A 21,756-nucleotide genomic window follows, 5' to 3' on the forward strand; every position below is an offset into this window, starting at 1 on the left:
GACATGGTGGTAGATTACCTTTCTTCCCAGCCCAACCGGGCTGGATATCAGGTGTCCACCAAAAAGGGGTCAGGTCCTAGTTCATGTGCGATTATCACTTGTACATTCCTCTACTTTCTGCAACGCGGTCAATAAGGTCGTGGAGAGTGGGTAGGTCGTGGCCGAGGCGAAGGGCTTCGTCGATAAGCGGGGCGATGTACGCGCCCGCAAACTCCGCTTGGCGCTGCGCGAGGATGCGTTCGCGCGCGTCGGGCGTGACAAACATGCCGATCCCGCGTCGTTTTTCCAGCACCCCGCCATCCACAAGGAGCGTGAGCCCCTTGCGCGCGGTCGCGGGGTTGATCTCATGGAACGCCGCCAGCTCGTTGGTGCTCGGAGCGCGGGCCCCGGCCTCTAGGTGGTCATCCACTATCTGGTCCTGAATAAGGCGTGCGATCTGCATGAACAGCGGCTCTGTGTCGTTGCCCATCGCGACCTCCGGTTCGTCGGTTCGTTAGTGGTGTAACTAACCGTACAACCATCGGAACAAAATGGCAACGGTCCCCATCGAGCAATTCCTGAATTCACAGATTCATGCAGGTAGACGGCGCGCGTCTGACAAGCTCATCCAAGTTAAGGCAGACTGGATACCGACAAAAGTTATTAGCTACATGAATAGATACGGATTTAGGAGCCATGCTTGAGCGCACAGTCGTTTTCGTTGATACGTCATATTTACTTGCGAGTTTCTACAACTCGTGGGAAACAGGCGCAAGATCACAATTAGAAATTGATCTCCCCGAGGTCGTTGCCAACCTCGGGACCATGATTACCCAGCAACTACACCAACCCATCCACCGCCAGTTCTGGTACGACGGCATCCCAGACTCTGGCCCCCACCGCTACCAGCGCGCTCTACGCACGTGCGACGGCGTGCAGCTGCGCACCGGCCAGCTCATCGAATGGGGCGAGCGGCGCACCCAAAAAGGCGTGGACACCCGCCTTGTCGCTGACATCGTGGCCAACGCCATGCGCGGCCAATACAGCGACTTCGTTCTGGTCAGCGGCGACGCCGACATGATCCCCGGTGTCGAGGAAGCTACCAACGCAGGCGTCCGCATGCACCTCTACGGCTTTGGCTGGGACTCTATGTCCTCAGCTCTGCGCCACGCGTGCGACTCCACCACCATCCTCGATCCGCGCGAGGACTTCGCCGAAGCAATGCAGCTCCAGGTGCTCGAGGGCCCGCTTCCGCCGACCATTCGCGAGCGCCCGCTTGTCGACGCGATCGACGAGACCGACACCCAAGACGGCATGTGCGGCGTTCCCCGCCCCGACGGCGAACAGCCCCTATCCTCCCACGTCGCGCAGGCGGAGGCGGATACCGCCGCTGAGGAACTCGCGCAACAGAAGGTGGAGCAGGCAGACCACGCCGAACCTGAACAAAAGCCCGAGCAGGGGCGCGGCAAGCGCGAGGCTGCCCACGAGCCAACAGACCACGTGGCGCCCAAGCCCCGCCCCACACCTGGCCCGCCATCGCCAGCCCAACTAGCAGCCAGCTCGCCGAAACCCTCGATGATGGCGCCGCGCCGGAAACTGCGCTCCCGCTACGTTCCGCTGCCGGAAGAAGTATGGACCTCCTCCGGGTTCCAAACGCCGTTCGATGTGGGCCAGCAGTACGCAACGTGGTGGTTCGACAACGCCGCCTCTTCCGAGCAGCGCGACAAAGCGCACATTCTCTCGGGAGGCGGCCTTCCCCCCGAAATCGACAGGCCGCTACTGCAGTTCGCCTGCGAGACCCTTCATGAGTACACGCTCAGCGAGAGCCAGCGCGTCAACCTGCGCGACGGCTTTCACTCCGGGATCCGCGGAGTTCTGATCAACATCCGCCGGACCCAGAGCTAAGCACTCACTAGCGGTTGTCGGCCTCTTCTGCGTTGAGCGGAGCCTGCGGGGCTTCATCGTCGAAACGCTCAAGGGCCTCCTGGTGCTGCTCCGCATCATCGCTTGCAGCACCCTGGGCCGACCCCTGGGTCAGCTCCCCAGCGGACTCCGCCTGCATCGACGCGCGGATCTCCGCAAGCTTGGATGATGCAGCGACATCGGTCTGGCCGGACTCGATCTCAGCCATCGCGGCACTCGCACCAGATTCAGCCAGTTCCTGCTGACCGAGTGCCGTAGCGTAGCGCTTCTCGATCTTCTCGCGCACCCCGTCCAACGTGGGCACGTTGTCGTTCTGGCTGAACTGCCCCATGGTGTCCATCGTCTGGGCAGTGTGCTCCTGCATCTTGGCCTGGTCGACCTGCTGGCGCAGGCGGTTGACCTCATTCATCTGCTCTTGCAGACGGGCCTCAGACTGCTTCTGCTGCTGCTCGGCCTGCGCGGCGGCTTGCTCTGCGGCGCCGTACTGCGTGGTCAGCCCCTCGAGCTCCTGCTCCGTAGCCACCAGCTGAGCTGCGAGCGTCTCTGCGGTTGTGTTGAACTGTTGGGCCTTGGCGGTGTCACCCTCAGCGGTTGCCTGGTCAGCCATCTGCAACGCAGTCTTGGTCTTGTCCTGCAAAGACGCCTGCTGTTCGCGGACACGACCCAGCTTGATCTCCAGCTGCTTCTTCTGGCCAATGATCTCCGCGGCCTGCTGCGTGATAGCGCGGTGCTGCTCTCTAGCGGCGTTCGCAGCCTGTTCGATCTGGACCTTCGGGTCGGCGTTCTCATCGATCGCCGTGTCGAAGGATTGCATCAGGTAGTTCCAGCCCTTGCTGAACGGGTTAGCCATGGTGATTCCTTAGATTTTCGTCGGGAAAGTGTGCCCCGAGTCTACGCGAACGGTTCCCGGCTCACCCGGGCACGAAAAACCGCCCGGCCGTCTGCGGCGCGGGCGGTGTGACGGGAAGCCGTCGAAAAGCGACTAGCCCTCAGTCTTTTCGTTCTGCTCTGCGATGTCAGCGCGGACCTGCTCCATGTCAACGTCGCGCACAGCCTGGATGAACTCCTCCAGCCCAGCCGGCGGCATAGCGCCGGAGGTCTGCCCCAGCAAGATGCCCTCGCGGAACGCGAAGAGCGTCGGAATCGCCTGGATCTGCAGCGCAGAGGAAAGACCCTGGTTAGCCTCGGTGTCCAGCTTGGCAAAGGTCACGTCCTCGTGCTTCTCAGACGCAGCCTCGAAAGTCGGGGCGAACGCCTTGCACGGGCCACACCAGTCAGCCCACGCATCAACGATCACAATGTCGTTGTTCTCGACGGTCTCGGTGAACGTGTCCTCGGTTACATTGATGGTGCTCATTTTTATTCTCCTGAGTCTGCTCTAGTAACGTCTGTCGATGAGTACAACCTTATCAAGGGCGCGGACATTCCCCGCGAGCGAGAAAAGGAGCAAGCGTGACCAAGAACTACCGGTTCGAGGGCCCGACAGACACCAATTCCGTGGATACTCTGCAAGCTGAAGTGAGCCAGGTGCTGGGCACCCAAGGCGTCGACATCAATGCAGAAACGAAGGTCATGCGGGTCACAGGCGAAGGCTTCACCGACGAGCAGATCGAGTACGCCGTCGAGTACGCAGGCTTTTCGCTTATCGACGCTTAATGCCAACCGTCCTACCATGGGAACCGTAACAACAACCAAGTTCCTTTTGGAAGGTGACTACTCCCATGGCACAGACATTCACTGTAGAAGGCATGACCTGCGAACACTGCGAAATGAGCGTGTCCGAAGAGGTCAGCGACGTCTCCGGCGTGACCAGCGCAACCGCCGACCACAAAGCTGGCACCGTGATCGTTGAGGGCGAAGGCTTCGACCGCGACGCCGTCGCCGCCGCTGTTGCCGAGGCTGGTTACAAGCTGGTCTAGAGGCCCCCGCGGTATCCCTTGCGGAAAAGTTGACAAACTCGACACTGGTTTAACCGGCGAAAACTCGCCAACCTGCACGTTCAGGTCTAGAGCGAAATCGGGTTTGTCAACTTTTCTGCATTTGGACCGCTCTGGTGAGGTGCACCACGTTGCGCGCCTCTCGGAATATCTTCCCTTACCTCGCCGTTCCATAGGGTGAGAAAGGTTCAAGCCGCGCTACCCGGGAGGAGATACATCTACAGTGAGCGCCCCCGCACCCGCCCCCACACCACAGACAAGCACCAACTATTTGGAGCACCTCGAACTGGGTGTGACCGGGATGACCTGCACCTCGTGCTCCAACCGCATCCAACGCAAACTGAACAAGGTTGACGGGGTGGAAGCCAACGTCAACTACTCCACTGAGACGGCGACGGTCGACTACGATCCGTCCAAAACTGACCGCGAGCAGCTCATCCAGGTTGTCAAAGACGCCGGGTACGACGCATTCGCGCTCGGCGGCGGCAGCGGCGATACCGCGGGCTCCGAAGGTACAGCCGACGACGCCGCTTCCGACACCGACCGCATTGAAGCCGCCCGCGAAGCTGAAGCAAGCGACCTCAAGTGGAAAGTCATCTGGTCAGCGATTCTCGCCGTGCCGGTGACGGTAATCTCGATGGTCCCGGCCCTCCAGTTCACGAACTGGCAGTGGCTCGTTTTCACGCTCACCACCTTGATCTACATCAATGGCGGCGCGCCGTTCCACAAGGCGACAATCGCGAACCTGCGCCACGGTGCCGTCACCATGGACACCCTGATCACCCTGGGCACGACGGCAGCGTACCTGTGGTCAGTGTGGGCGCTGTTCATCGGCAACGCCGGCGAACCCGGAATGACGATGGACATGAGCCTCTCCCCCGGTGCGAACGCTGGTCATGCGATGGATGAGATCTACCTGGAAACCATCGCCGTGGTGATCACGTTCTTGCTGCTGGGAAGGTGGTTCGAAACCAAGGCGAAGGGACGCAGCTCTGAAGCTCTGCGTGACCTCGCGACAATGGGCGCCAAAGACGCCGCTGTTATCCGTGACGGCCAAGAGATCCGCGTACCCACCTCCGAGATCGCTGTCGGTGACCGTTTCGTGGTCCGCCCCGGTGAGAAGATCGCCACGGACGGCATCGTGATCGACGGTGTATCCGCCGTGGATAACTCGATGATCACCGGCGAGTCCGTGCCTGTCGACGTCGCTCCCGGCGACACCGTCACGGGCGCCACGGTCAACCAGACTGGCCGCCTCATCGTCGAGGCCACGCGGGTGGGTTCCGAAACCACCCTGTCGCGGATGAGCGAACTGGTGCGGCAGGCGCAGGCGGGGCAAGCGCCCGTCGAAAAGCTTGTGGACCGTATTTCCCGCATTTTCGTCCCGACCGTCATCGTGGTTGCGCTGATCACGCTGGCCGTGCACATGGCGATCGGCCACGACGCGCCGGCGGCATTCTCCGCCGCAGTCGCCGTGCTCATCATCGCGTGCCCGTGCGCGCTCGGCCTGGCTACGCCCACGGCGATCCTCGTCGGCACCGGACGCGGCGCACAAATGGGTCTGCTGATCAAGGGCCCGGAAATCCTCGAGTCGACCCAGCGCGTGGACACGATTGTGCTGGACAAGACCGGCACCGTCACCACCGGTGAAATGGCGGTCGACGCCGTCGCGCCTGAATCCGGTTTCACCGAAGAGCAGGTCCTGTCGCTCGCCGCCGCTGTCGAGGCCGGCTCCGAGCACCCCATTGCACGCGCCATCGTCGCCGCCGCAGACGGCGACATCCCCGAGGCGACAGATTTCAGCAACGAGGCCGGCCAGGGCGTCCGCGCGCTTATCGACGGCACCTCCGTCACCGTCGGCCGCGGCCGCGGACCCGAGGCGGAAGCCTTCGAGGCTGACGGCGCCACGGCTGTCACCGTGACCGTGGACGGCTCCCCCGCCGGCACGATCGCTGTGCGCGACACCGTCAAAGACACCTCTGCACAAGCCATTGAGGACTTGCGCGAGCTGGGGCTCACCCCGCACCTGCTCACCGGTGACAACGAAGGGGCTGCCCGCGCGGCAGCCACTGCGGTCGGCATCGATGCGGATAATGTCACGGCGGGGGTGCTGCCGGAGGACAAGGTGCGTGTCGTCGAAAAGCTGCAGGCAGAGGGCAACACTGTCGCGATGGTCGGCGACGGCGTGAACGATGCCGCTGCCTTGGCCACCGCCGACTTGGGCCTAGCCATGGGGTCGGGCACGGACGTGGCCATTGAGGCCGCCGACATCACCCTCATGGGCGGCGACCTGCGCTCTGCGGCAGACGCGATCCGCTTGTCGCGGCGCACCCTGAGCATCATCAAGGGCAACCTGTTCTGGGCTTTCGCCTACAACGTGCTGCTCATCCCGGTGGCGGCCATCGGCCTGCTCAACCCCATGTTCGCCGGCATCGCCATGGCGTTCAGCTCAGTGTTCGTGGTGAGCAACTCGCTACGGCTCAACCGGTTCACTTCGGTCAGCGAGCGCTAGAAAAGTGAATTTAAAGTAGTTGACCTGCCCGGGCAGGAGCTATGCTCACTGCCCATGGACAATACTCTGACCCGCAACGAGCGTCTCGACCGTCTCCCGGTCACTTCCCAGCACCGTCGGCTGCTCGTCGGCTCGGGCGTGGGCTGGGCGCTCGACGCGATGGACGTCGGCCTTGTGTCGTTCATCCTCGCCGCGCTCGCCGTGCACTGGGACCTGGATAAGGGCACGACGTCATGGATCGCGTCGATTGGTTTCATCGGAATGGCCATCGGGGCATCCCTAGGCGGGCTGCTCGCGGACAAGATCGGGCGCAGGCAGGTCTTCGCGGCCACTTTGCTGGTCTACGGCTTAGCGACGGGTGCCTCCGCCCTCGCCTGGTCTGTCGGCTCCCTCATGGTCTTCCGGTTCCTCGTCGGCCTCGGCCTGGGTGCGGAGCTACCCGTGGCGTCCACCTTGGTCAGCGAGTTCGCGCCCCGTAAAAGCCGCGGACGAATGGTCGTATTGCTCGAAGCGTTTTGGGCCGTGGGGTGGATCATGGCGGCCGTGATCGGAACCTTCGTAGTCAGCCAGGGTGACACCGGGTGGCGCTGGGGATTCGCCCTCGGATCTGTACCCGCACTCTATGCCATCTACGTGCGCATGGGCTTGCCCGAGTCAGTGCGGTTCCTTGAATCGAAAGGCCGCCACGATGAAGCCGAGGAGATCGTGCGGACCTTTGAGGCCGCCGCCGACACCTCTGAGATCGACCACTCCCCGCCCGGCGACTCAGAGCCGGAGGTCAGCGGCGGGATATGGGGGCCAGCGATGCGCAAGCGCACTGCCGCGTTCTGGCTCGTGTGGTTCGGGGTGTCGCTGTCGTACTACGGCGCGTTCATCTGGATTCCGTCGCTGCTGGTGGACCAAGGTTTCACCCTGGTGCGGTCGTTCACGTTCACCCTCATCATCACTATCGCGCAGCTTCCCGGTTATGCCGCGGCCGCGTGGCTTATTGAAGTCTGGGGCCGCCGCATCACTCTATCGGTCTTCCTCGCCGGGTCTGCTGGCGCCGCCGTTTTGTACGGTTTGGCAGGGGCTCCGTGGCAGATCATTGCCGCCGGCTGCTTACTGTCCTTTTTCAACCTGGGTGCGTGGGGTGCCCTCTACGCGATCGGCCCGGAGCTCTACCCAACCTCGATCCGCGCTACGGGCACAGGTGCCGGGGCGTCGTTCGGGCGAATCGGGTCGATCATCGCGCCTCTCATTGTGCCTCCGGTGCTCAGCTTCGGCGGGCCCACGGCTGTGTTCGGGGTGTTCGCAGCCGCCTTCGCCGTGGCGTGCATCGCTGCGCTCACCCTGCCCGAACAGCGCGGGAAAGTGCTGTCTTAACCGGCTTAACCCCGCGCCATGTTCACGAAGCGCGAGTAGTGCAACTGGTGCGCCACCGCGATCGTGTCGATCGGGCCACCACGGTGCTTGGCGATGATGATGTCCGCCTCACCCGCACGCTCGTTGTCGCGGTCCTGGGAGTCCGGACGGTACAGCAGCATGACAATGTCCGCGTCCTGCTCCAATGAACCCGATTCACGCAGGTCCGCCAACTGCGGACGCTTGTCCGTGCGTGACTCCGGGCCACGGTTGAGCTGGGAGATGGCGATGACGGGTACTTCTAGCTCCTTGGCCAGCAACTTCAGCTGGCGGGAGAACTCGGAGACCTCTTGCTGGCGGGATTCGACCTTGCGGCCGGAGCTCATCAACTGCATATAGTCCAGCACCACGAGGTCTAGGCCGTGCTGCTGCTTGAGGCGGCGGGCTTTAGAGCGGATCTCCATCATCGTCAGGTTCGGAGAATCATCGACGAAGATCGGCGCCTGCTGGATCTCGCGGAGGCGTTTGGTGAGCTTCTCCCAGTCAGACTCCTCCATCTGGCCCGAACGCATCGCGGAGAGCTTGATCTCGGTCTCCGCAGACAGCAGGCGCATCACAATCTCGGAGGCGCTCATCTCCAGCGAGAAGATCACCGAGGTCAGGTCGTTGTGGATCGAGCAGGACCTAACGAAATCCAGGGCGAGGGTCGACTTACCCACACCAGGACGGGCCGCGATAATGATCATCTGACCGGCATGGAGGCCATTTGTCAGCCGGTCGAGGTCAAGGAAGCCCGTCGGCACGCCGGCAGCGAGGCCGCCGTCTTTTTCATAAGCAGCAAGCTCGTCGACAGTAGGCTTGAGCAGCTCAGCGAGTGCCTGGTAGTCCTCCCCCGTCTTGGTCTGCGCGACGGCGAAGATCTCCTGTTGCGCGCGATCCACCAGCGCCTCGATCTCCATGCCCTCGCCGCCGTCGTAGCCGAGCTGGGCAACACGCGTTCCCGCGTCCACAAGCTGGCGCAACGTGGACTTCTCGGCAACGATATCCGCGTAGTAGCGTGCGTTAGCAGAGGTGGGAACCTCGGAGATCAGGGTGTGCAGGTACGGCGCTCCCCCAGCACGCTCGAGCTGTCCCATCCGGTCAAGACGGCCGGAGACAATGAGGACGTCAATCTGCGAGCCTTGGGAGTACAGGTCCAGAATCGCCTGATAAATCAGTTGGTGGGCTGGGAAGTAGAAGTCCTCCTCCCGCAGCTCCTCAATCACATCGGTGACGGTATTGGGGCTGAGCAGCATCGCACCAATGACACCCTGCTCAGCTTTCCGGTCATGCGGGGGCTGGCGGTACTCGCTCAAGTCCTCGCGCTCAGACGTGAAGCCGCGGCCGTTGCGACGGTTGCTCCTGTACCCGCCGCCGTCCTCCGGCTCAGGCGGCGGAGGAACAAGGTCCTCAAACCGGTCGTCGAAGCTGTCCCCTCCAGCGACATTGCCTGCAGTCATCGTGAACTCCCTCCAGTCATCGAAGTGATGCTACCCCGCCGGGGCACGAGCGGACCACTCTTGTGGACTCATCACGCTGGAGTTATCCACAGGTCCTTGTGGAATAAGCCCGTTATTCCCTGATTCGTGACCCACATGCCTCCCACGGCTGTGGAATCTCTGTGGAATATTCAGTTACTTTTTCACAGATTCGCCCATCGTGACTGCTTAACCCCGATACATTCCGCGTCATGCGTCTTCCACGAACAGTGAATAACTCGACCACCAGCACATTTGACAAGGTAACCAAAGTGCTATAAACCGCTCTCCTCCGCGTAAATTTCTCTCATTGGACTGGACTTTTCCACTAGTTATCCACAGGCAGTGTGGACACCAGATTGTTATGCGGCGCTTGATTGCTGGAACCACCTGCTATTGTGCTGCTATGACCTCCCGTTTTTCCCGTTTCCGCCGCGCGGTAATCTCCGCGATGGCCACAGTGGTCGCCGTTGCGTGCGGCGTTGCCCCCGCCTCCGCAGCACCGGTTTATGCCGGCGATAAGATCGAGATCCATTACAGTAACGGGGCTAAAGCACTGTGCTCCCTCAACTCCGTGGCGCACCGGGACGGCGCGAAGTACGGGATCACGGCCGGGCATTGCCTCATGCCCATCGATGGTGGCCGTCCTATCCGTGTCTACTCATCCGACGGCGCAGTCATTGCCTCCAACATGGCGGATTCCGGGTATGTCTTCGATCAGGGCGGCCTGAACGTCGGGTTGAAGGGCTTCACATCCGACTCGTTCCGTGACTACAGCTGGTTCCGCCTCGACCCGCACGTTACTGATGCCGGCAAGACGCGCGGTGGGAACCTCACGTTGGGGCTCGACTCTGGCATGGACCACAACCTCACACAGTTCGCTCGGTCCATTAACCCGGATCGCGCCATCGGTGGACGCCTTCCGGTCAGCGCCGTGGCACCGGGCCAGATTGTCTGCAAGGATGGCGCGCGCTCTAGCAGGACCTGCGGTCCTGTGGTGTCCACCAACGTTCACACTGGTGAGATCGTGGCTCTCCTGCTGAACTTCACGGGCGATTCCGGTGCCCCGGTGTGGATCACCGGCCGCGACGGCCGCGCCTACATTGTGGGAGTCATCTCCGGCGGTGTTGGGCCGTTTGAGCTGATTGACGCCTCGCTGCCACTCCCAGCCGGGCTGCGCTAACCCGCGCACAAACAGGAACAAAGCAAGAAGAAGAAGGGCGCGGGCCCCACTCCTCACAAGCGGGGCCCGCGCCCTTCGTGCTGTTGTCGTTGGATTGCTTGTTATAGAGCAATCGCCGTTAGGCGTGTGTTACGCGCCCACGACCTCGAAGTTCACCTTGCCCTCCACGTCATCGTGGAGCTTGACCTTGACCTGGTAGCCGCCGGTGCTGGTGACCAGACCCTTCGGCATGTCAACGCGGCGCTTGTCCAGCGCCGGGCCGCCTGCAGCCTCAACGGCATCGACGATGTCGGCCGGCTTGACCGAACCGAAGAGCTTGCCGTTCTCAGCGGTGCGCACCTTCACGGTGACGCCCTGCAGCTGGTCGAGCTGGTCACGCAGCTCCTTAGCGTGGTCCAGGTCGCGCACGGAACGCTGCTCCTGTGCGCGCTTGATGTCCTCAATCTGCTTCTCAGCGCCGCGGGAGGCCGGGATGGCCAGGCCGCGCGGAAGCAGAAGGTTACGTCCGTAGCCGTCCTTGACCTCGACAATATCGCCGGGCTCACCAAGGTTCTCAACGGCAGCGGTGAGGATCAGCTTCATAATCCTTACCTTTCGTTTGAAAGTTGATGTTTGTCGATTGCTTTAGAACGGGGGCTCATCGTCCATGCCGCCGAAACCGCCGGCGGGGGGAGCAGAATTCCACGGATCATTCGCGGGCTGGTTGTTGGACTGGCTGTTCTGGCCACCCTGGTTGCCCTGGGAGTTACCAAAGCCACCGGTGTTCTGGGCGTTCTGGCCGCCCTGGGAGTTACCAAAGCTGCCGCCCTGGTTGCCGCCGAAGCCGCCGCCACCCTGGTTCCCGCCCTCACGCGGGTTACGGTTGACGCTGGCGCTGGCGTAGCGCAGGGACGGGCCGACTTCGTCGACCTCGACCTCGAACACGGTGCGGTTTTCACCTTCGCGGTTCTGGTAAGAACGCTGCTTGAGGCGGCCGTTGACGATCACGCGCATGCCCTTTGTCAGGGACTCAGCGACGTTCTCGGCGACGCTCCGCCACACGTTGCAGGTGAGGAACAAAGCTTCGCCGTCTTCCCACTGGTTCGTGTCCCTGTTGTAGGTACGCGGAGTGGATGCAATGCGGAAGTTGGCTACTGCCAAGCCCTGCGGGGTGAACCGCAGTTCAGGGTCCGCAACCAAGTTGCCAACGACGGTGATAGGAGTGTCGCCTTGTGCCATGTTCTTTCGTCCTTACCTTGAAACCTTGAATGAATGAGCGGGAATGGGTTGTCCTTGCACGAACCAGTCTATAGTCCGCCCCGGACACAAACCCTGAGCTGGGATTACCCGTTCACGTTCGGCGCTTACTTGCTATCGGTGCGCAGAACCTTGGTTCGCATAATGGTGTCGTTCAGGTTCAGACGGCGGTCGAGCTCCTGGACGGTCTCGGCTGCGCAGTCGAGGTTGACTACGACGTAGACGCCTTCTTCCTTCTTGTCGATGGGGTATGCAAGACGGCGCTTGCCCCATACATCGACGTTTTCCACCTTGCCGTTATCCTGGCGGACAATATCGAGGAACTTGTCCAGGGACGGGGCAACGGTGCGCTCATCCTGACTCGGGTCGAGAATGATCATTACTTCGTAGTGACGCACGGACCTCATCACCTCCTATGGTCGTTTCTATGGTTTCGGCCACCGTCCTTTAACGGTGGCAGGAGGGTCGTTGCGTCAAGCAACCTCACCAGCGTACCCCAGCAGCTCACCGCGAAGAAATCAGAATGCGGCGTATCTGCGGCGCTAGGAAACGTGCGGCGCTAACTAGTCGTCTTTGTCTACGTCGAGGACCAGACCCTGGGGGTCGATATCGATGTCGATCTCACCGGAGGCGATTTCCCAGAACCCGTCGTCTTCCCACCTGGTCTCCACACCGGGCTCATTATCGTTGGCGGCGGCGAGGGCACGCTCGACATCAGCTGCGCTGAGGCCTTCGTCAGCCATTTCAGACTCCGCCTCTGGGGTGTAACCAGTCACTTCCTTCGGCAGTTCACGACCAGCAGCGTCGTCACCATCATCGGCATCGTCTGCGTCGTCTGCGTCGTCCGCGTCATCATCGCCGGCTACGTCGTCTTGCTGAACTTGATCGTCGCCTTCGGTCTCAACCTCTTCGGCCACCGTGGATTCGGCTCCGGCGTCGGTACCGGTGGTGCCGTCGTCCGTCTCACCGCACGCAGTGAGCGCGGAGAGGGACAAAGCGGAGGCAGCGATGGCAGCGGAAACCCTCTTAATGTTCATGGTTTCCACCCTACAGAAGGTTTCTGGCAGTTAACTGCCAGCGTTGGGCGCTGCGATGAACACCGCCAGGAAGACCGGCACGAACGTCATGAAGATGAACGCCGCGAGACCTAAGGCGACAGAGAGCGCCATCGGCTTCTTCTTCACGACTGCGAAGAAACACCCTGCAAAGAGTCCGAACCCGATGAAGATCGAGCAGATTCCGAGGATTGTTGCGGTTCCCACGTCTTTTTCGCCTCCTCCCAGTCCGCGGGTGTGGTCAGCAGCGGGTCGCACCCGAAGTGGGCGTCGCGCACCTTGTCGCGGCGGCGACCGTACATCTGCATGACGGTGAGCACCATGATCGCGATGATCAGACCGTCGCGCGTGACCACAATGAGGTTGAGCATCCCACCGGGCAACCCGAGGTTGTCGGTGCCCATCATGTGCCACATGAGGATCGGCCAGACCAACATGTCCACCGTCATCCACGACAGCAACAGGCGCCAGTGGGGGAGTGCGAGCACTGCCGGAATGACAAGCCACAGCGAGTACTGGGGGCTCCACACCTTATTGAACAGCAGAAAGAAGCCAACGATGAGCACGAACAGTTCCGCGACGCGCGGAGTCTGTGGTGCCATTAATCCCGCGACGAGAACGAATAGACAGCCTGCTAGGAAAAGCACGAGGGTGACCGCGTTGAGGATCACCGGCGCGCCGTCGCCGGAATCGAAGCCGTTCCACCCGAAGGCGCGGGAGGCCACGGCGTAGATCGTGGTCCACTCCCAGCCGCGCTCGGTGTTCAGGCGCTGGAACTCGTGCCAGGCGTCGTAGTTGTACAGCATGATTGGCACGTTGACTACCAGCCACGACACCACCGTGGCTACCAGCATCTGCACGAACGGCATGGCCTTCTTCTTGCGTAGCGCAATGACCAGGTAGGCACCCAGCAGGAACAGCGGCCACATCTTGAACGCCGTGCCCAGCCCGATGAGCACTCCCGCGAGCCAGAACTTCTTGTTCCGGGCGGCCAGCAAGGCCCCGACCATGAACGCGATGGAGGGAATGTCCCAGTTGGTGAAGGCGTGCATGATGAGCAGGGGAGAGACCACCACCAACATGGTGTCCCAAATGCGGTTACCTGCCAGCTCGGCCACCATGCGGGCGGTGAAGACCCAGATGACCGCCATGACGAATGCGGTGACGTAGAAGTACCAACCGGAATCCGGCAGTGCCCAGCTGACCAGGGGATAGGTGTTGCGAGAGAGCCAGCCCATCGCGCCTTGAAACAGTCCGCCCAGTACCGGGTACTCCATGTACCGGGTGAGGTCGCCTTCCTGCCAGGAGTAGTCGTAAACGAATCCTGGCTGGTCAAGGCCGCGCCCGCCGTAGAGGGGAACGATGTCGTTGTAGCAGAAAGAGGTGTATTGGCGGTTGCCGTCCCAGTTGAGTTGCAGGGAGCCGTCGACAAGCTTGCCGCGCGCACAGTTGGACTTGCTCAGTGCACCGAGCGCCATGAAAACCCAGGCCACCGACATGATGGCACGCAGGGGTGTCCACCAACGGCCACGGCCAATCTGCGCGAAACGGCCCATGGGGCCGCCCAAGGTTTCCACGACCCCGCGCGCAACCGGCTCCGTTTTTCCGGGTTGCACGCGGTCAGCGGCGTTCGCCCACACAGCGCGACGCTTATCGACGCTCACCTCGCCCCCCTTACTGGACCAGTTCGTCGAGAATCTCACCCAAGCTCGGCGGTGGCTCCGGTGCCGGTTCTGGCGCTTGCGGCGGGGCCGGGGCCGGTGCCGGGGCAGGCGGCGGGGCCGATGCCGCCGGTGCTTGTGGCTCGGGTGCAGCGGACCGCTGCTGCGAAGGCTGGCTGTAGTTGTACGAGGTATCCTGGCTGGAGTAGCCCTTTTGTCCGCCGTAGGTGCCGCCGGAGTAGGGGTCAACTCCCCAATTGATTGGCTTGGCGTCGGGGAACTGGCCGTATTCTTTGCCGTCGAGCGCGCCGTCGAGCACGCCCTTCCAAATCTGGGCAGGGGCCTGCGCACCGAACATCGTGCCGCCGTAAGAGTTGTAGATGGCCGTGGTGTTGTCGGCTGTACCAACCCACACCGCGACGGAGAGTTCTGGGGTGCCGCCGACCATCCAGGCGTCCTTGGACAGGCCAGTGTTGCCCAGCTGGACGGTACCGGTCTTTGCCGCCGACGGGCGGCCGCCGGCCAGGGCCGCATGGGACCAGCCAGCGACCGGCTGCATCGCCTGGACGACGTTGTCTGCCACCTGGGAGTTCACGCGGCGTTCTTTGTACTCCGGATCAAACTCGTAGAGCACTTCGCCATCGGCGGAGGTGACTTGCTGGACGAAGTGCGTCGGGTGCCACACACCACGGTTAATCAGAGTGGACACACCCGTGGCCATGTCCAGAACGCGGGACTGGTACTGGCCCAGAATGATGCCGTCGAGTGGTTGCTCACCGTGCTCGGTCAACGTTTCCGGGACATTCGGCAGCTGGCGGGCGACACCCAGCGCGTGCGCCATTTCCTTGGTGTCGTTGGTGGTGTCGTCCAGGTCGGACTGAATGCGGATGAAAGAGGTGTTGTAGGAGTTCTTCAGCGCGTCAGCCATGGAGGTCATGCCGCCGCCACCGCCACCGGAGTTGGTGATGTAGGCGCTACCGACGGTGACGGGGGAGGAGTCGTACGGCGCCGACAGCGGGATGCCCTGCTGCAGCGCAGCCGCAAGACCGAAGATCTTGAATGTCGAACCGGTCTGCAGGCCAGCGTCGGCATAGTCCCAACCGGATGGATCGTCGCCACCATAGTAGCCGCGCACTTCACCGTTCTTCGGGTCGATCGCCACGACACCGGTACGGGCATCCTCCTGCAGCGTCGCCATTTGCGTCTCAGCCGTATCGAGGATCTGCTGCTGGACATGCGGGTCGATGGTGGTCTTGATCTGCAGGCCGCGGTTGGTCACGTCCGCCTCAGAAATACCGATCTGCTCGAGCTCCCTGATCACCTGGTTCTTGATCAGACCGTTCGGGCCGGTGGCCTCCGTGTAGGCGGAGTACGTCTCCGGGTCGCGCGTGTCCGGGAACTGGGCCCCGGCGCGTTCGTCCGCGCTGAGCCAGCCCTGATCCACCATGCCGTCGAGCACGTAGTCCCAGCGGTTCTGCGCCTCGTCCGGGTTGTTCCACGGGTCAAGCTGGCTGGGCAGCTGAATCAGGCCAGCAAGCAAAGCGCCCTCTTCGACCGACAGTTCGGCGGCTGGTTTGCTGAAGTAGGCGTGGGCGGCGGCTTCAATACCGTAGGCGTTGCGGCCGAAGTAAATGGTGTTCAGGTATCCGGTGAGGATCTCTTCCTTGGACCAGTTCCTGGTCATCTTGATGGAGTAGACCAGCTCATTGAACTTACGGGTATAAGAACGCTCATTACCCACGATGGTGTTCTTGACGTACTGCTGGGTGATCGTTGACCACCACCAGCAGAGTCATTACCCGTCAGCTGGCCGAGCAAGGCGCGGCCGAAACCGGTGAAGGAGAATCCGGAGTTGTCCCAGAAATCGCGGTCCTCAGCGGCGAAGACAGCGTTCTGCACATGCTCCGGCACTTGGTCCAACGCGATCTGCTCACGGTTGCCTTCCGGCGGGACAAGGCGGGCCAGCTCTTTCTGGCCGTCGTTGTAGAAGATGGTGGAGATCTGGGGGGTGTCAATCTCGCCCGGCTGAGGCAGGTCCGCCTTGGCGTAGTTGACACCGAAGATCGTCAGCGGCACAAGCAGAAGCAACACAACGGCCAACGCCAGGGCTGCCAGCCACTGCCCGCGGCGACGCTTCTTCTTGGTCACACGGGTGCTGGAGTCTTTCTCGGACGGCTTCGTGCCCGTCTTAGCGCCGGGCTTACTACTCGCCTTATCTGCCGTCGCCTTATCGGCCGACATCTTCTGCGTCGGCTTCTTGGGCTCCGGCTTCTTACCGGTGGATTCAGTGTCTCGTGCCAATGGGGTGTCCCTGCCTAATCTTTAAACCTCTAGGACAGGGTACTTGCTCAACCAACAAAACACCCAGTATCCCCCCCGTCTTCATTCGCGATTCACAGCTCGGGGACGGCCTGGGATTCGGTCAGCAAGTGGTTCCAACCGCAGCGCTCGCAGACCTCCACGCGGTGAACGGTGACGGGGCCGACCTCTGCGACTATGCCGTCAATCTCATCAATACTGCGTGCTGTTCCGGAGCGGCGACCCACGTTATCCCCGTAAATCCACAGGACCTCCCGCATCACTGCTTCGCAGATAGGACACGGTCGGGCAGAGTCGACTCCGTGGTGTCGGCCGGCGGCCTTGAGGAGAAAATCGGCGTCGCAAAGCTCCTCGCGCTGCACGCGACCAGCCTGAAAGTCGCGCAGCACCGCGCGCCGCTCCCACTCGTGCGAGACCTCTCCTTCGAAACGGAACATTACGCTGAGTTTATCCGTCCCCACCGGCGGCGAAAATGTGACAGAGACAACAACCTTGAGGACGATCGGATATTCGTTTGTTTGTACAACTACCTCTACACTCGAGCGCATGTCACAAATTAATCCCGAAGACGCCTATGCAATCGCAAAGGATGTCCGCCCTTTTCTCACCAAGCTTTACGTCGCTTATTTCCGCATTTCCGAGCAGTCTGACCTGACCGGGCCGCAGCTTTCCATTTTGGAACGGCTCATCGAGTCCGGCCCGATGCGCATTAGTCAGCTCGCCGCCGACGAGGGAATCCGCATGCCGACGGCATCGAATACCCTGCACCAGCTGGAACAGCGCAACCTCATCCATCGCGTGCGCGACGAGAACGACCGCCGCGGTGTGCGTGTGGAGATGACCGATACAGGCATTAAGGAATACGAGCGCGTCTCCGACGAGCGCGTGAAGTACGTCGCGGAGATGATTGGCACGCTTGACAACGAGCTGCTTCCGCTGCTCCAGCAAGCCTCGCGCATCCTGGGCCCATTGGCCGACAGCTACAACACCGGCAACGTCGAGTAGCCGAACAGGCGCAACGGCGCGCGACACCCCCTCGCAGACATGTAAAGTTAGGGAACCGTTAGTATTCCGTTAACGGTATCCCTTTCTTTCGCGCGCCATTATGAATCCTTTACCCCTCACTCCTGAGCTCCTAACCTCTGTCGGTCCGGAGCGCCCTTTGCGCATCGCTGTGGGCTGGGATCAATCCGGGGAAGAGGCGGTGCACTTCGCTGGCTGGCTTGCGCGCACCATGCCTGCACAGATCCGGGTGATTTCCACCGAGAAGCAGCCCTGGTCGCATCTGCGCAACAAGACCAGCAAGAAGTACAAGAAGTGGCTTAAAGAGATTGAGGAGAAGCGCAGCGGTGCAATCCGGGAAGCGCTCAAGGAACACGTCCCGCGCGGTGCGTGGGACGAGGACTACGCAGTATTCCGCGACGGCTCCCCGCGCTACGAGCTGCTCACGCAAGAGGTCGAGCGTTTTCACGCCGATCTTGTTCTAGTCGGTTCCAAACCGAAGGCAGCCAAAGGACGGTTCAAGGCCACGTCCACCGCGGACGCGCTCATGCACTCGTCGCCGGTCTCCGTCGGGTTGGCGCCGCGCGCGGTGAAGTTGTCGAAGAAGGGCATCACGCGGGTCAACTTCGCGTTCCTCGATGAGAACGATGAAGCCGCGAACACCGGCATTGCCAGCGCCGCCGCCATCGCGATGATCCTCGACGTCGATCTGCGCATCATGGCGTTCTCCCCGGAGGAAACCTACGACTACAACGAGCAGATCGCACCCCACCGCGCGTTTATCGACGAATGGAACGAGACATCCTTGGCCCTCCTCGACCGGGCCCGTGATGTCGTCTCGGACATGGCCGAGAAGCTCGGCGTGCAGGGCCTGAAGAACTTCGAAGTGGAAACCCGGGTCAGCGCCGGCGACGGCTGGGACACCGTGGTGGACTCGCAGAAGTGGAAGAAGGGCGACGTGCTCTTCCTCGCGTCCCGGCCGGCCACAACCAACTGTGTTTTCGCTGGTCCGCGCGCGACCGACTTCTTGGAGCACGCTCCCGTGCCCGTCGTGATTTTTCCGCAGCGCTAGCAGGGGAGTCTAGGGTGGAGGCTATGCCTAGTATGCCCTCTGACCGCCCGGACCATCCGGAGAATGACCTGCATGGAGCGGCCGACTACTACAACAAGGTGCGCCCGGAACCGCGTTCTTTCGATGAGCTTGCAAACGAACCCGATCCCGCCCAGCTCAACGAGCGCAACCAGGCGTCCACCCGCCAAGCCATCTGGTTCGGTGTCGCATCCGTTGCGGGCACGTTCCTCATCGCAGGGTTCTTGGCGCTGATCTTCCGTCTCGTCGGCGGTCCGCTGTGCGAAGCGGGAGAGGCCACGTGGCTGTGTTCCCAAGCCGCCCGCACGTGGTGGGCCACCCTGAGCTCCATCTACCCAGTCGCCGCTCTGCTCGGCTGCGCGGTGATCATGGTGCGCAAGCTCAACCGTTATGAGCGATGGATGCCGTGGATGGGCGTGTTCTGGCTACCGCTGGTCCCGTTCACCATGCTGTGGCTCACGGTGACGGTTGGCATGCTCGCCGCCGATTACGCGCCCTGAGAGCACTCCGCACAGTACGGGTTCTCCGCCCGGCACGCTTCGCAGCTCAAGTACTGCTGCCGGCACTCCGGCTCATTCGCGCAGTTGTAGTGCTGGTTCGTCGGCGCGCCGCAGTGCACGCAGTGGCCGAGCTGCACAAACTCCGGGTCATCGTCCGCACCCGCGCCGAACTCTGTGTGCATGCGCTTGTCGAACACGTAGAGCGAGCCTTCCCACAGACCCGAGTTTCCGTACTTCTCCCCGTAGCGCACGATGCCGCCGTCGATTTGGTAGACCTCTTCGAACCCGCGGTTCTTCATCAGCGACGAGAGGATTTCGCAGCGAATTCCGCCCGTGCAGTAGGACACGACTGGTTTGTCCTTCATCCAGTCGTATTTGCCTGACTCGAGCTCCGCGATGAAATCGTGGGTGGTCTCCACATCGGGCACGACAGCGCCTTTGAACTTGCCGATCTCCGCTTCGTACGCGTTGCGGCCGTCAAAGAACACGACATCGTCGCCACGCTTTTCGACGAGCTCATTGACCTCCTCCGGCTTCAAGTGCGTGCCTCCGCCGACGACCCCGTTGTCGTCGACACGCAATTCCTCGGGCACGCCGAAGGTGACAATTTCGTCGCGCACCTTGACCGACAGTTTGGGGAAGTCCTCCTTGCCGCCCTCGGACCACTTGAACTCGATGCCGCGGAAGTATTCCTTGGTTTTGCGGACGTACGCTTTGCACGCGTTGATGTCCCCGCCGACGGTGCCGTTGATGCCGTCAGGGGAGATGATGATCCGGCCGTTGAGGCCCAGCCCCTCGCACAGGTCGCGCTGCCAGAGCCGGATCGCCTCCGGGTCCGGGATCGGGCGGAACTGGTAGTAGAGCAGGATTTTGCTGGTCACACCACTAGTGTATGGAGTCAGCGGGGAACGGTGAAATCAAACGCGGGATTGTCCCCTCAGGGGGACAGGCGTGTTAACGCCTGTGGTACAGAGTTTTGCGCCAGTACTCCGGCTCCGTTGTTGCCAGCACACCGAGCGAGCGGAAGATCCCCTCATCCACAGAACCCAAGATGGTGGTGATGTGAGCATCGCAACCGCGCAGCGACTGCAGCTGCTCCAGCGCGAGCCGGGCGTTGTCGTCTTCCGAGGCGGAAGCGGACAGCGCGATGAGCACCTCGTCAGTGTGCAGGCGAGGGTTGCGCGAGCCGAGGTACGTCGTCTTCAGCGTCTGGATCGGCTCGATCGAGTCGGGGGAGAGCAGGTGCACTTCGTCGTCAATGCCGGCGAGCTTTTTCAGGGCGTTGAGCAGCACGGCTGCCGATGGTCCGAGCAGGTCAGAGGTCTTGCCGGTGACGATGGAACCGTCGGGAAGCTCCAGCGCCGCGCCGGGATTGCCCGTGGTGTCAGCAATCGCGAGCGCCGGGCCGACGACCGGGCGGTCTTCCACAGTCAGCCCTGCCTTGCGCATGACATTCGCGGCGCGCTCCGGCACGTTCTCAGCCACATCACCCCGGCGCGCGTCGACCTGCGCGGCAAGGAAGCGACGGATGATCTCCTGGTTGGCGGCGTACCGGCAGGCGGCGTCGTCGGAGATGCCGTAGCCTGCCATGTTCACGCCCATGTCGGTGGGGGACTGGTACGGCTGCGTCCCCGTCGCCTCGAGCAGCAACGCTTTGAGCAGAGGGAACGCGTCAACATCACGGTTGTAGCTGGAAACCTGCTCACCGTACGCGGCCAGGTGGTACTGGTCGATGACGTTGATGTCGTCGAGGTCGACCGTCGCTGCCTCATAGGCCAGGTTGATCGGGTGCTCGAGCGGCAGATTCCAGATAGGGAATGTCTCGAACTTTGCGTAGCCAGCGGAAATGCCGCGCCTGTTGTCGGCATACACCTGGCTAAGACACGTGGCCATCTTGCCGGAGCCCGGGCCCGGCGCGGTCATCACCACCACGTCACGGGAGGTCTCCACGTAGTCGTTGCGGCCGAAGCCCTCCTCCGAGACGATCCGCGAAATATCGTTCGGGTACCCGGGAATCACGCGGTGCAGATTGACCGTCAACCCCAGTTTCTCCAGCTTGTCCCGGAAGGCATCGGCTTGGTCAGGGCCGCTTTCGTACTGGGTGATCACGACGTTGTCCACGAGGAAGTTGCGCTCGCGGAAGCCGTCGATAAGCCTTAAAACCTCGTCCTCGTAGGTGATGCCGATGTCCGCGCGGACCTTTTGCCGGACCAGGTCAGGCGCGGCGACGCAGACGACGATCTCCACTTCGTCCTTGATCGCTTCGAGCATGGCGATCTTGTTGTCCGGGGTGAACCCGGGCAGGACGCGGGAGGCATGGTGGTCGTCGAAAAGCTTGCCGCCCATCTCGAGGTAGAGCTTTCCGCCGATTGCTTCACGACGCTTCGAAATCTGCTCCGACTGCATCGCAATGTACTTGTCGCGGTCGAATCCGACTGTGTACCCCATGTGCCCTCCTTAGCGCCGCACCCTAAAGAGAATACATAGAGCCCTGGGGA

The 21,756-nt window shown here is 62.0% G+C and carries 21 protein-coding genes and 1 pseudogene; 9 read left to right on the forward strand and 13 right to left on the reverse strand.

Going from position 1 to position 21,756, the window contains the following annotated elements; genetic code table 11:
• Positions 1 to 94: 94 nt before the first annotated feature.
• A complete protein-coding gene (locus KBX17_RS03165; RefSeq protein WP_256018493.1) occupies positions 95 to 469 on the reverse strand; it encodes a GntR family transcriptional regulator in 375 nt (124 codons plus the stop codon).
• 206 nt (positions 470 to 675) lie between these two features.
• On the opposite strand from KBX17_RS03165, the gene KBX17_RS03170 reads away from it, so the two are divergent.
• Positions 676 to 1,884, forward strand: a complete 1,209-nt coding sequence (locus KBX17_RS03170) for an NYN domain-containing protein (protein WP_256018495.1) — start codon at positions 676 to 678, stop codon at positions 1,882 to 1,884.
• Positions 1,885 to 1,891: 7 nt separating this feature from the next.
• On the opposite strand, the gene KBX17_RS03175 is transcribed toward KBX17_RS03170, so the two are convergent.
• Both KBX17_RS03175 and trxA read right to left on the reverse strand, forming a co-directional pair.
• Positions 1,892 to 2,752 (reverse strand): PspA/IM30 family protein, encoded by an 861-nt coding sequence (locus KBX17_RS03175; protein ID WP_256018497.1) that lies wholly within the window; start codon positions 2,750 to 2,752, stop codon positions 1,892 to 1,894.
• A gap of 132 nt (positions 2,753 to 2,884) precedes the next feature.
• Positions 2,885 to 3,259, reverse strand: a complete 375-nt coding sequence (gene trxA, locus KBX17_RS03180; protein ID WP_005287900.1) for a thioredoxin — start codon at positions 3,257 to 3,259, stop codon at positions 2,885 to 2,887.
• A gap of 95 nt (positions 3,260 to 3,354) precedes the next feature.
• Here trxA and KBX17_RS03185 point away from each other — a divergent pair, with 95 nt between their 5' ends.
• The 4 genes from KBX17_RS03185 to KBX17_RS03200 all read left to right on the forward strand — a co-directional run bounded on the left by KBX17_RS03185 (position 3,355) and on the right by KBX17_RS03200 (position 7,716).
• Positions 3,355 to 3,558: a hypothetical protein gene (locus KBX17_RS03185; RefSeq protein ID WP_005287897.1), complete on the forward strand. Its 204-nt coding sequence runs from the start codon at positions 3,355 to 3,357 to the stop codon at positions 3,556 to 3,558.
• A 65-nt stretch (positions 3,559 to 3,623) separates the two neighbouring features.
• Complete coding sequence (locus tag KBX17_RS03190; protein ID WP_256018499.1) at positions 3,624 to 3,821, forward strand: heavy-metal-associated domain-containing protein; 198 nt, start codon at positions 3,624 to 3,626, stop codon at positions 3,819 to 3,821.
• A gap of 319 nt (positions 3,822 to 4,140) precedes the next feature.
• A complete protein-coding gene (locus KBX17_RS03195) occupies positions 4,141 to 6,351 on the forward strand; it encodes a cation-translocating P-type ATPase (RefSeq protein WP_256018645.1) in 2,211 nt (736 codons plus the stop codon).
• 54 nt (positions 6,352 to 6,405) lie between these two features.
• Positions 6,406 to 7,716 carry an MFS transporter gene (locus KBX17_RS03200; protein WP_256018501.1) on the forward strand — a complete coding sequence of 437 codons (1,311 nt, stop codon included), beginning with the start codon at positions 6,406 to 6,408 and terminating at the stop codon, positions 7,714 to 7,716.
• A 5-nt stretch (positions 7,717 to 7,721) separates the two neighbouring features.
• Here KBX17_RS03200 and dnaB read toward each other — a convergent pair whose 3' ends face one another.
• A complete protein-coding gene (dnaB, locus tag KBX17_RS03205; protein ID WP_005287885.1) occupies positions 7,722 to 9,194 on the reverse strand; it encodes a replicative DNA helicase in 1,473 nt (490 codons plus the stop codon).
• A gap of 424 nt (positions 9,195 to 9,618) precedes the next feature.
• On the opposite strand from dnaB, the gene KBX17_RS03210 reads away from it, so the two are divergent.
• A complete protein-coding gene (locus tag KBX17_RS03210) occupies positions 9,619 to 10,395 on the forward strand; it encodes a hypothetical protein (protein ID WP_005287883.1) in 777 nt (258 codons plus the stop codon).
• 129 nt (positions 10,396 to 10,524) lie between these two features.
• Here KBX17_RS03210 and rplI read toward each other — a convergent pair whose 3' ends face one another.
• The 7 genes and pseudogenes from rplI to KBX17_RS03245 form a co-directional block, all read right to left on the reverse strand.
• Positions 10,525 to 10,977, reverse strand: a complete 453-nt coding sequence (rplI, locus tag KBX17_RS03215; RefSeq protein WP_005287879.1) for a 50S ribosomal protein L9 — start codon at positions 10,975 to 10,977, stop codon at positions 10,525 to 10,527.
• A gap of 42 nt (positions 10,978 to 11,019) precedes the next feature.
• Positions 11,020 to 11,613, reverse strand: a complete 594-nt coding sequence (locus KBX17_RS03220) for a single-stranded DNA-binding protein (protein ID WP_005287876.1) — start codon at positions 11,611 to 11,613, stop codon at positions 11,020 to 11,022.
• 125 nt (positions 11,614 to 11,738) lie between these two features.
• Entirely contained in the window at positions 11,739 to 12,029 is a 291-nt protein-coding gene (gene rpsF / locus KBX17_RS03225; RefSeq protein WP_198002210.1) for a 30S ribosomal protein S6, read from the reverse strand.
• A 165-nt stretch (positions 12,030 to 12,194) separates the two neighbouring features.
• The gene (locus tag KBX17_RS03230; protein WP_156774794.1) at positions 12,195 to 12,668 is read right to left on the reverse strand and encodes a hypothetical protein; all 474 of its coding nucleotides are present in this window, start codon (positions 12,666 to 12,668) and stop codon (positions 12,195 to 12,197) included.
• 143 nt (positions 12,669 to 12,811) lie between these two features.
• Positions 12,812 to 14,350: a glycosyltransferase family 87 protein gene (locus tag KBX17_RS03235; protein WP_005287870.1), complete on the reverse strand. Its 1,539-nt coding sequence runs from the start codon at positions 14,348 to 14,350 to the stop codon at positions 12,812 to 12,814.
• Positions 14,351 to 14,360: 10 nt separating this feature from the next.
• Positions 14,361 to 16,588, reverse strand: a pseudogene (locus KBX17_RS03240) (transglycosylase domain-containing protein).
• 152 nt (positions 16,589 to 16,740) lie between these two features.
• On the reverse strand, positions 16,741 to 17,103 hold the full coding sequence (locus tag KBX17_RS03245; RefSeq protein ID WP_040423453.1) for a DUF5318 family protein: 363 nt from the start codon (positions 17,101 to 17,103) through the stop codon (positions 16,741 to 16,743).
• Between the two features lie 109 nt (positions 17,104 to 17,212).
• On the opposite strand from KBX17_RS03245, the gene KBX17_RS03250 reads away from it, so the two are divergent.
• The 3 genes from KBX17_RS03250 (at position 17,213) to KBX17_RS03260 (ending at position 19,258) form a co-directional block, all read left to right on the forward strand.
• Complete coding sequence (locus tag KBX17_RS03250) at positions 17,213 to 17,671, forward strand: MarR family winged helix-turn-helix transcriptional regulator (RefSeq protein WP_005287862.1); 459 nt, start codon at positions 17,213 to 17,215, stop codon at positions 17,669 to 17,671.
• A 100-nt stretch (positions 17,672 to 17,771) separates the two neighbouring features.
• Positions 17,772 to 18,740 carry a universal stress protein gene (locus KBX17_RS03255; RefSeq protein WP_005287859.1) on the forward strand — a complete coding sequence of 323 codons (969 nt, stop codon included), beginning with the start codon at positions 17,772 to 17,774 and terminating at the stop codon, positions 18,738 to 18,740.
• Positions 18,741 to 18,772: 32 nt separating this feature from the next.
• The gene (locus KBX17_RS03260) at positions 18,773 to 19,258 is read left to right on the forward strand and encodes a hypothetical protein (protein WP_005287856.1); all 486 of its coding nucleotides are present in this window, start codon (positions 18,773 to 18,775) and stop codon (positions 19,256 to 19,258) included.
• Here KBX17_RS03260 and KBX17_RS03265 read toward each other — a convergent pair.
• Together KBX17_RS03265 and KBX17_RS03270 are read right to left on the reverse strand one after the other, a co-directional pair.
• Complete coding sequence (locus tag KBX17_RS03265; RefSeq protein ID WP_005287854.1) at positions 19,246 to 20,139, reverse strand: rhodanese-related sulfurtransferase; 894 nt, start codon at positions 20,137 to 20,139, stop codon at positions 19,246 to 19,248. The two genes, KBX17_RS03260 and KBX17_RS03265, sit on opposite strands and share 13 nt — an antisense overlap.
• A gap of 73 nt (positions 20,140 to 20,212) precedes the next feature.
• Positions 20,213 to 21,706 (reverse strand): DUF1846 domain-containing protein, encoded by a 1,494-nt coding sequence (locus KBX17_RS03270; RefSeq protein ID WP_256018503.1) that lies wholly within the window; start codon positions 21,704 to 21,706, stop codon positions 20,213 to 20,215.
• Between the last annotated feature and the right edge of the window lie 50 nt (positions 21,707 to 21,756).

The sequence above is a fragment of the Corynebacterium sp. CCUG 65737 genome (assembly GCF_024454115.1).
Taxonomy (GTDB): Bacteria; Actinomycetota; Actinomycetes; order Mycobacteriales; family Mycobacteriaceae; genus Corynebacterium; species Corynebacterium genitalium.

Excerpts from the sequence above, each read along its gene's own strand:
- KBX17_RS03250 (WP_005287862.1), top strand. The coding sequence starts at position 17,213 with ATGTCACAAATTAATCCCGAAGACGCCTATGCAATCGCAAAGGATGTC.
- KBX17_RS03195 (WP_256018645.1), top strand. The coding sequence starts at position 4,141 with ATGACCTGCACCTCGTGCTCCAACCGCATCCAACGCAAACTGAACAAG.
- KBX17_RS03260 (WP_005287856.1), top strand. The coding sequence starts at position 18,773 with ATGCCCTCTGACCGCCCGGACCATCCGGAGAATGACCTGCATGGAGCG.
- rplI (WP_005287879.1), bottom strand. The coding sequence starts at position 10,977 with ATGAAGCTGATCCTCACCGCTGCCGTTGAGAACCTTGGTGAGCCCGGC.
- KBX17_RS03175 (WP_256018497.1), bottom strand. The coding sequence starts at position 2,752 with ATGGCTAACCCGTTCAGCAAGGGCTGGAACTACCTGATGCAATCCTTC.
- KBX17_RS03220 (WP_005287876.1), bottom strand. The coding sequence starts at position 11,613 with ATGGCACAAGGCGACACTCCTATCACCGTCGTTGGCAACTTGGTTGCG.
- KBX17_RS03170 (WP_256018495.1), top strand. The coding sequence starts at position 676 with ATGCTTGAGCGCACAGTCGTTTTCGTTGATACGTCATATTTACTTGCG.
- KBX17_RS03210 (WP_005287883.1), top strand. The coding sequence starts at position 9,619 with ATGACCTCCCGTTTTTCCCGTTTCCGCCGCGCGGTAATCTCCGCGATG.
- KBX17_RS03165 (WP_256018493.1), bottom strand. The coding sequence starts at position 469 with ATGGGCAACGACACAGAGCCGCTGTTCATGCAGATCGCACGCCTTATT.
- KBX17_RS03270 (WP_256018503.1), bottom strand. The coding sequence starts at position 21,706 with ATGGGGTACACAGTCGGATTCGACCGCGACAAGTACATTGCGATGCAG.
- KBX17_RS03230 (WP_156774794.1), bottom strand. The coding sequence starts at position 12,668 with ATGAACATTAAGAGGGTTTCCGCTGCCATCGCTGCCTCCGCTTTGTCC.
- trxA (WP_005287900.1), bottom strand. The coding sequence starts at position 3,259 with ATGAGCACCATCAATGTAACCGAGGACACGTTCACCGAGACCGTCGAG.
- KBX17_RS03245 (WP_040423453.1), bottom strand. The coding sequence starts at position 17,103 with ATGTTCCGTTTCGAAGGAGAGGTCTCGCACGAGTGGGAGCGGCGCGCG.
- KBX17_RS03190 (WP_256018499.1), top strand. The coding sequence starts at position 3,624 with ATGGCACAGACATTCACTGTAGAAGGCATGACCTGCGAACACTGCGAA.
- KBX17_RS03255 (WP_005287859.1), top strand. The coding sequence starts at position 17,772 with ATGAATCCTTTACCCCTCACTCCTGAGCTCCTAACCTCTGTCGGTCCG.
- KBX17_RS03200 (WP_256018501.1), top strand. The coding sequence starts at position 6,406 with ATGGACAATACTCTGACCCGCAACGAGCGTCTCGACCGTCTCCCGGTC.
- dnaB (WP_005287885.1), bottom strand. The coding sequence starts at position 9,194 with ATGACTGCAGGCAATGTCGCTGGAGGGGACAGCTTCGACGACCGGTTT.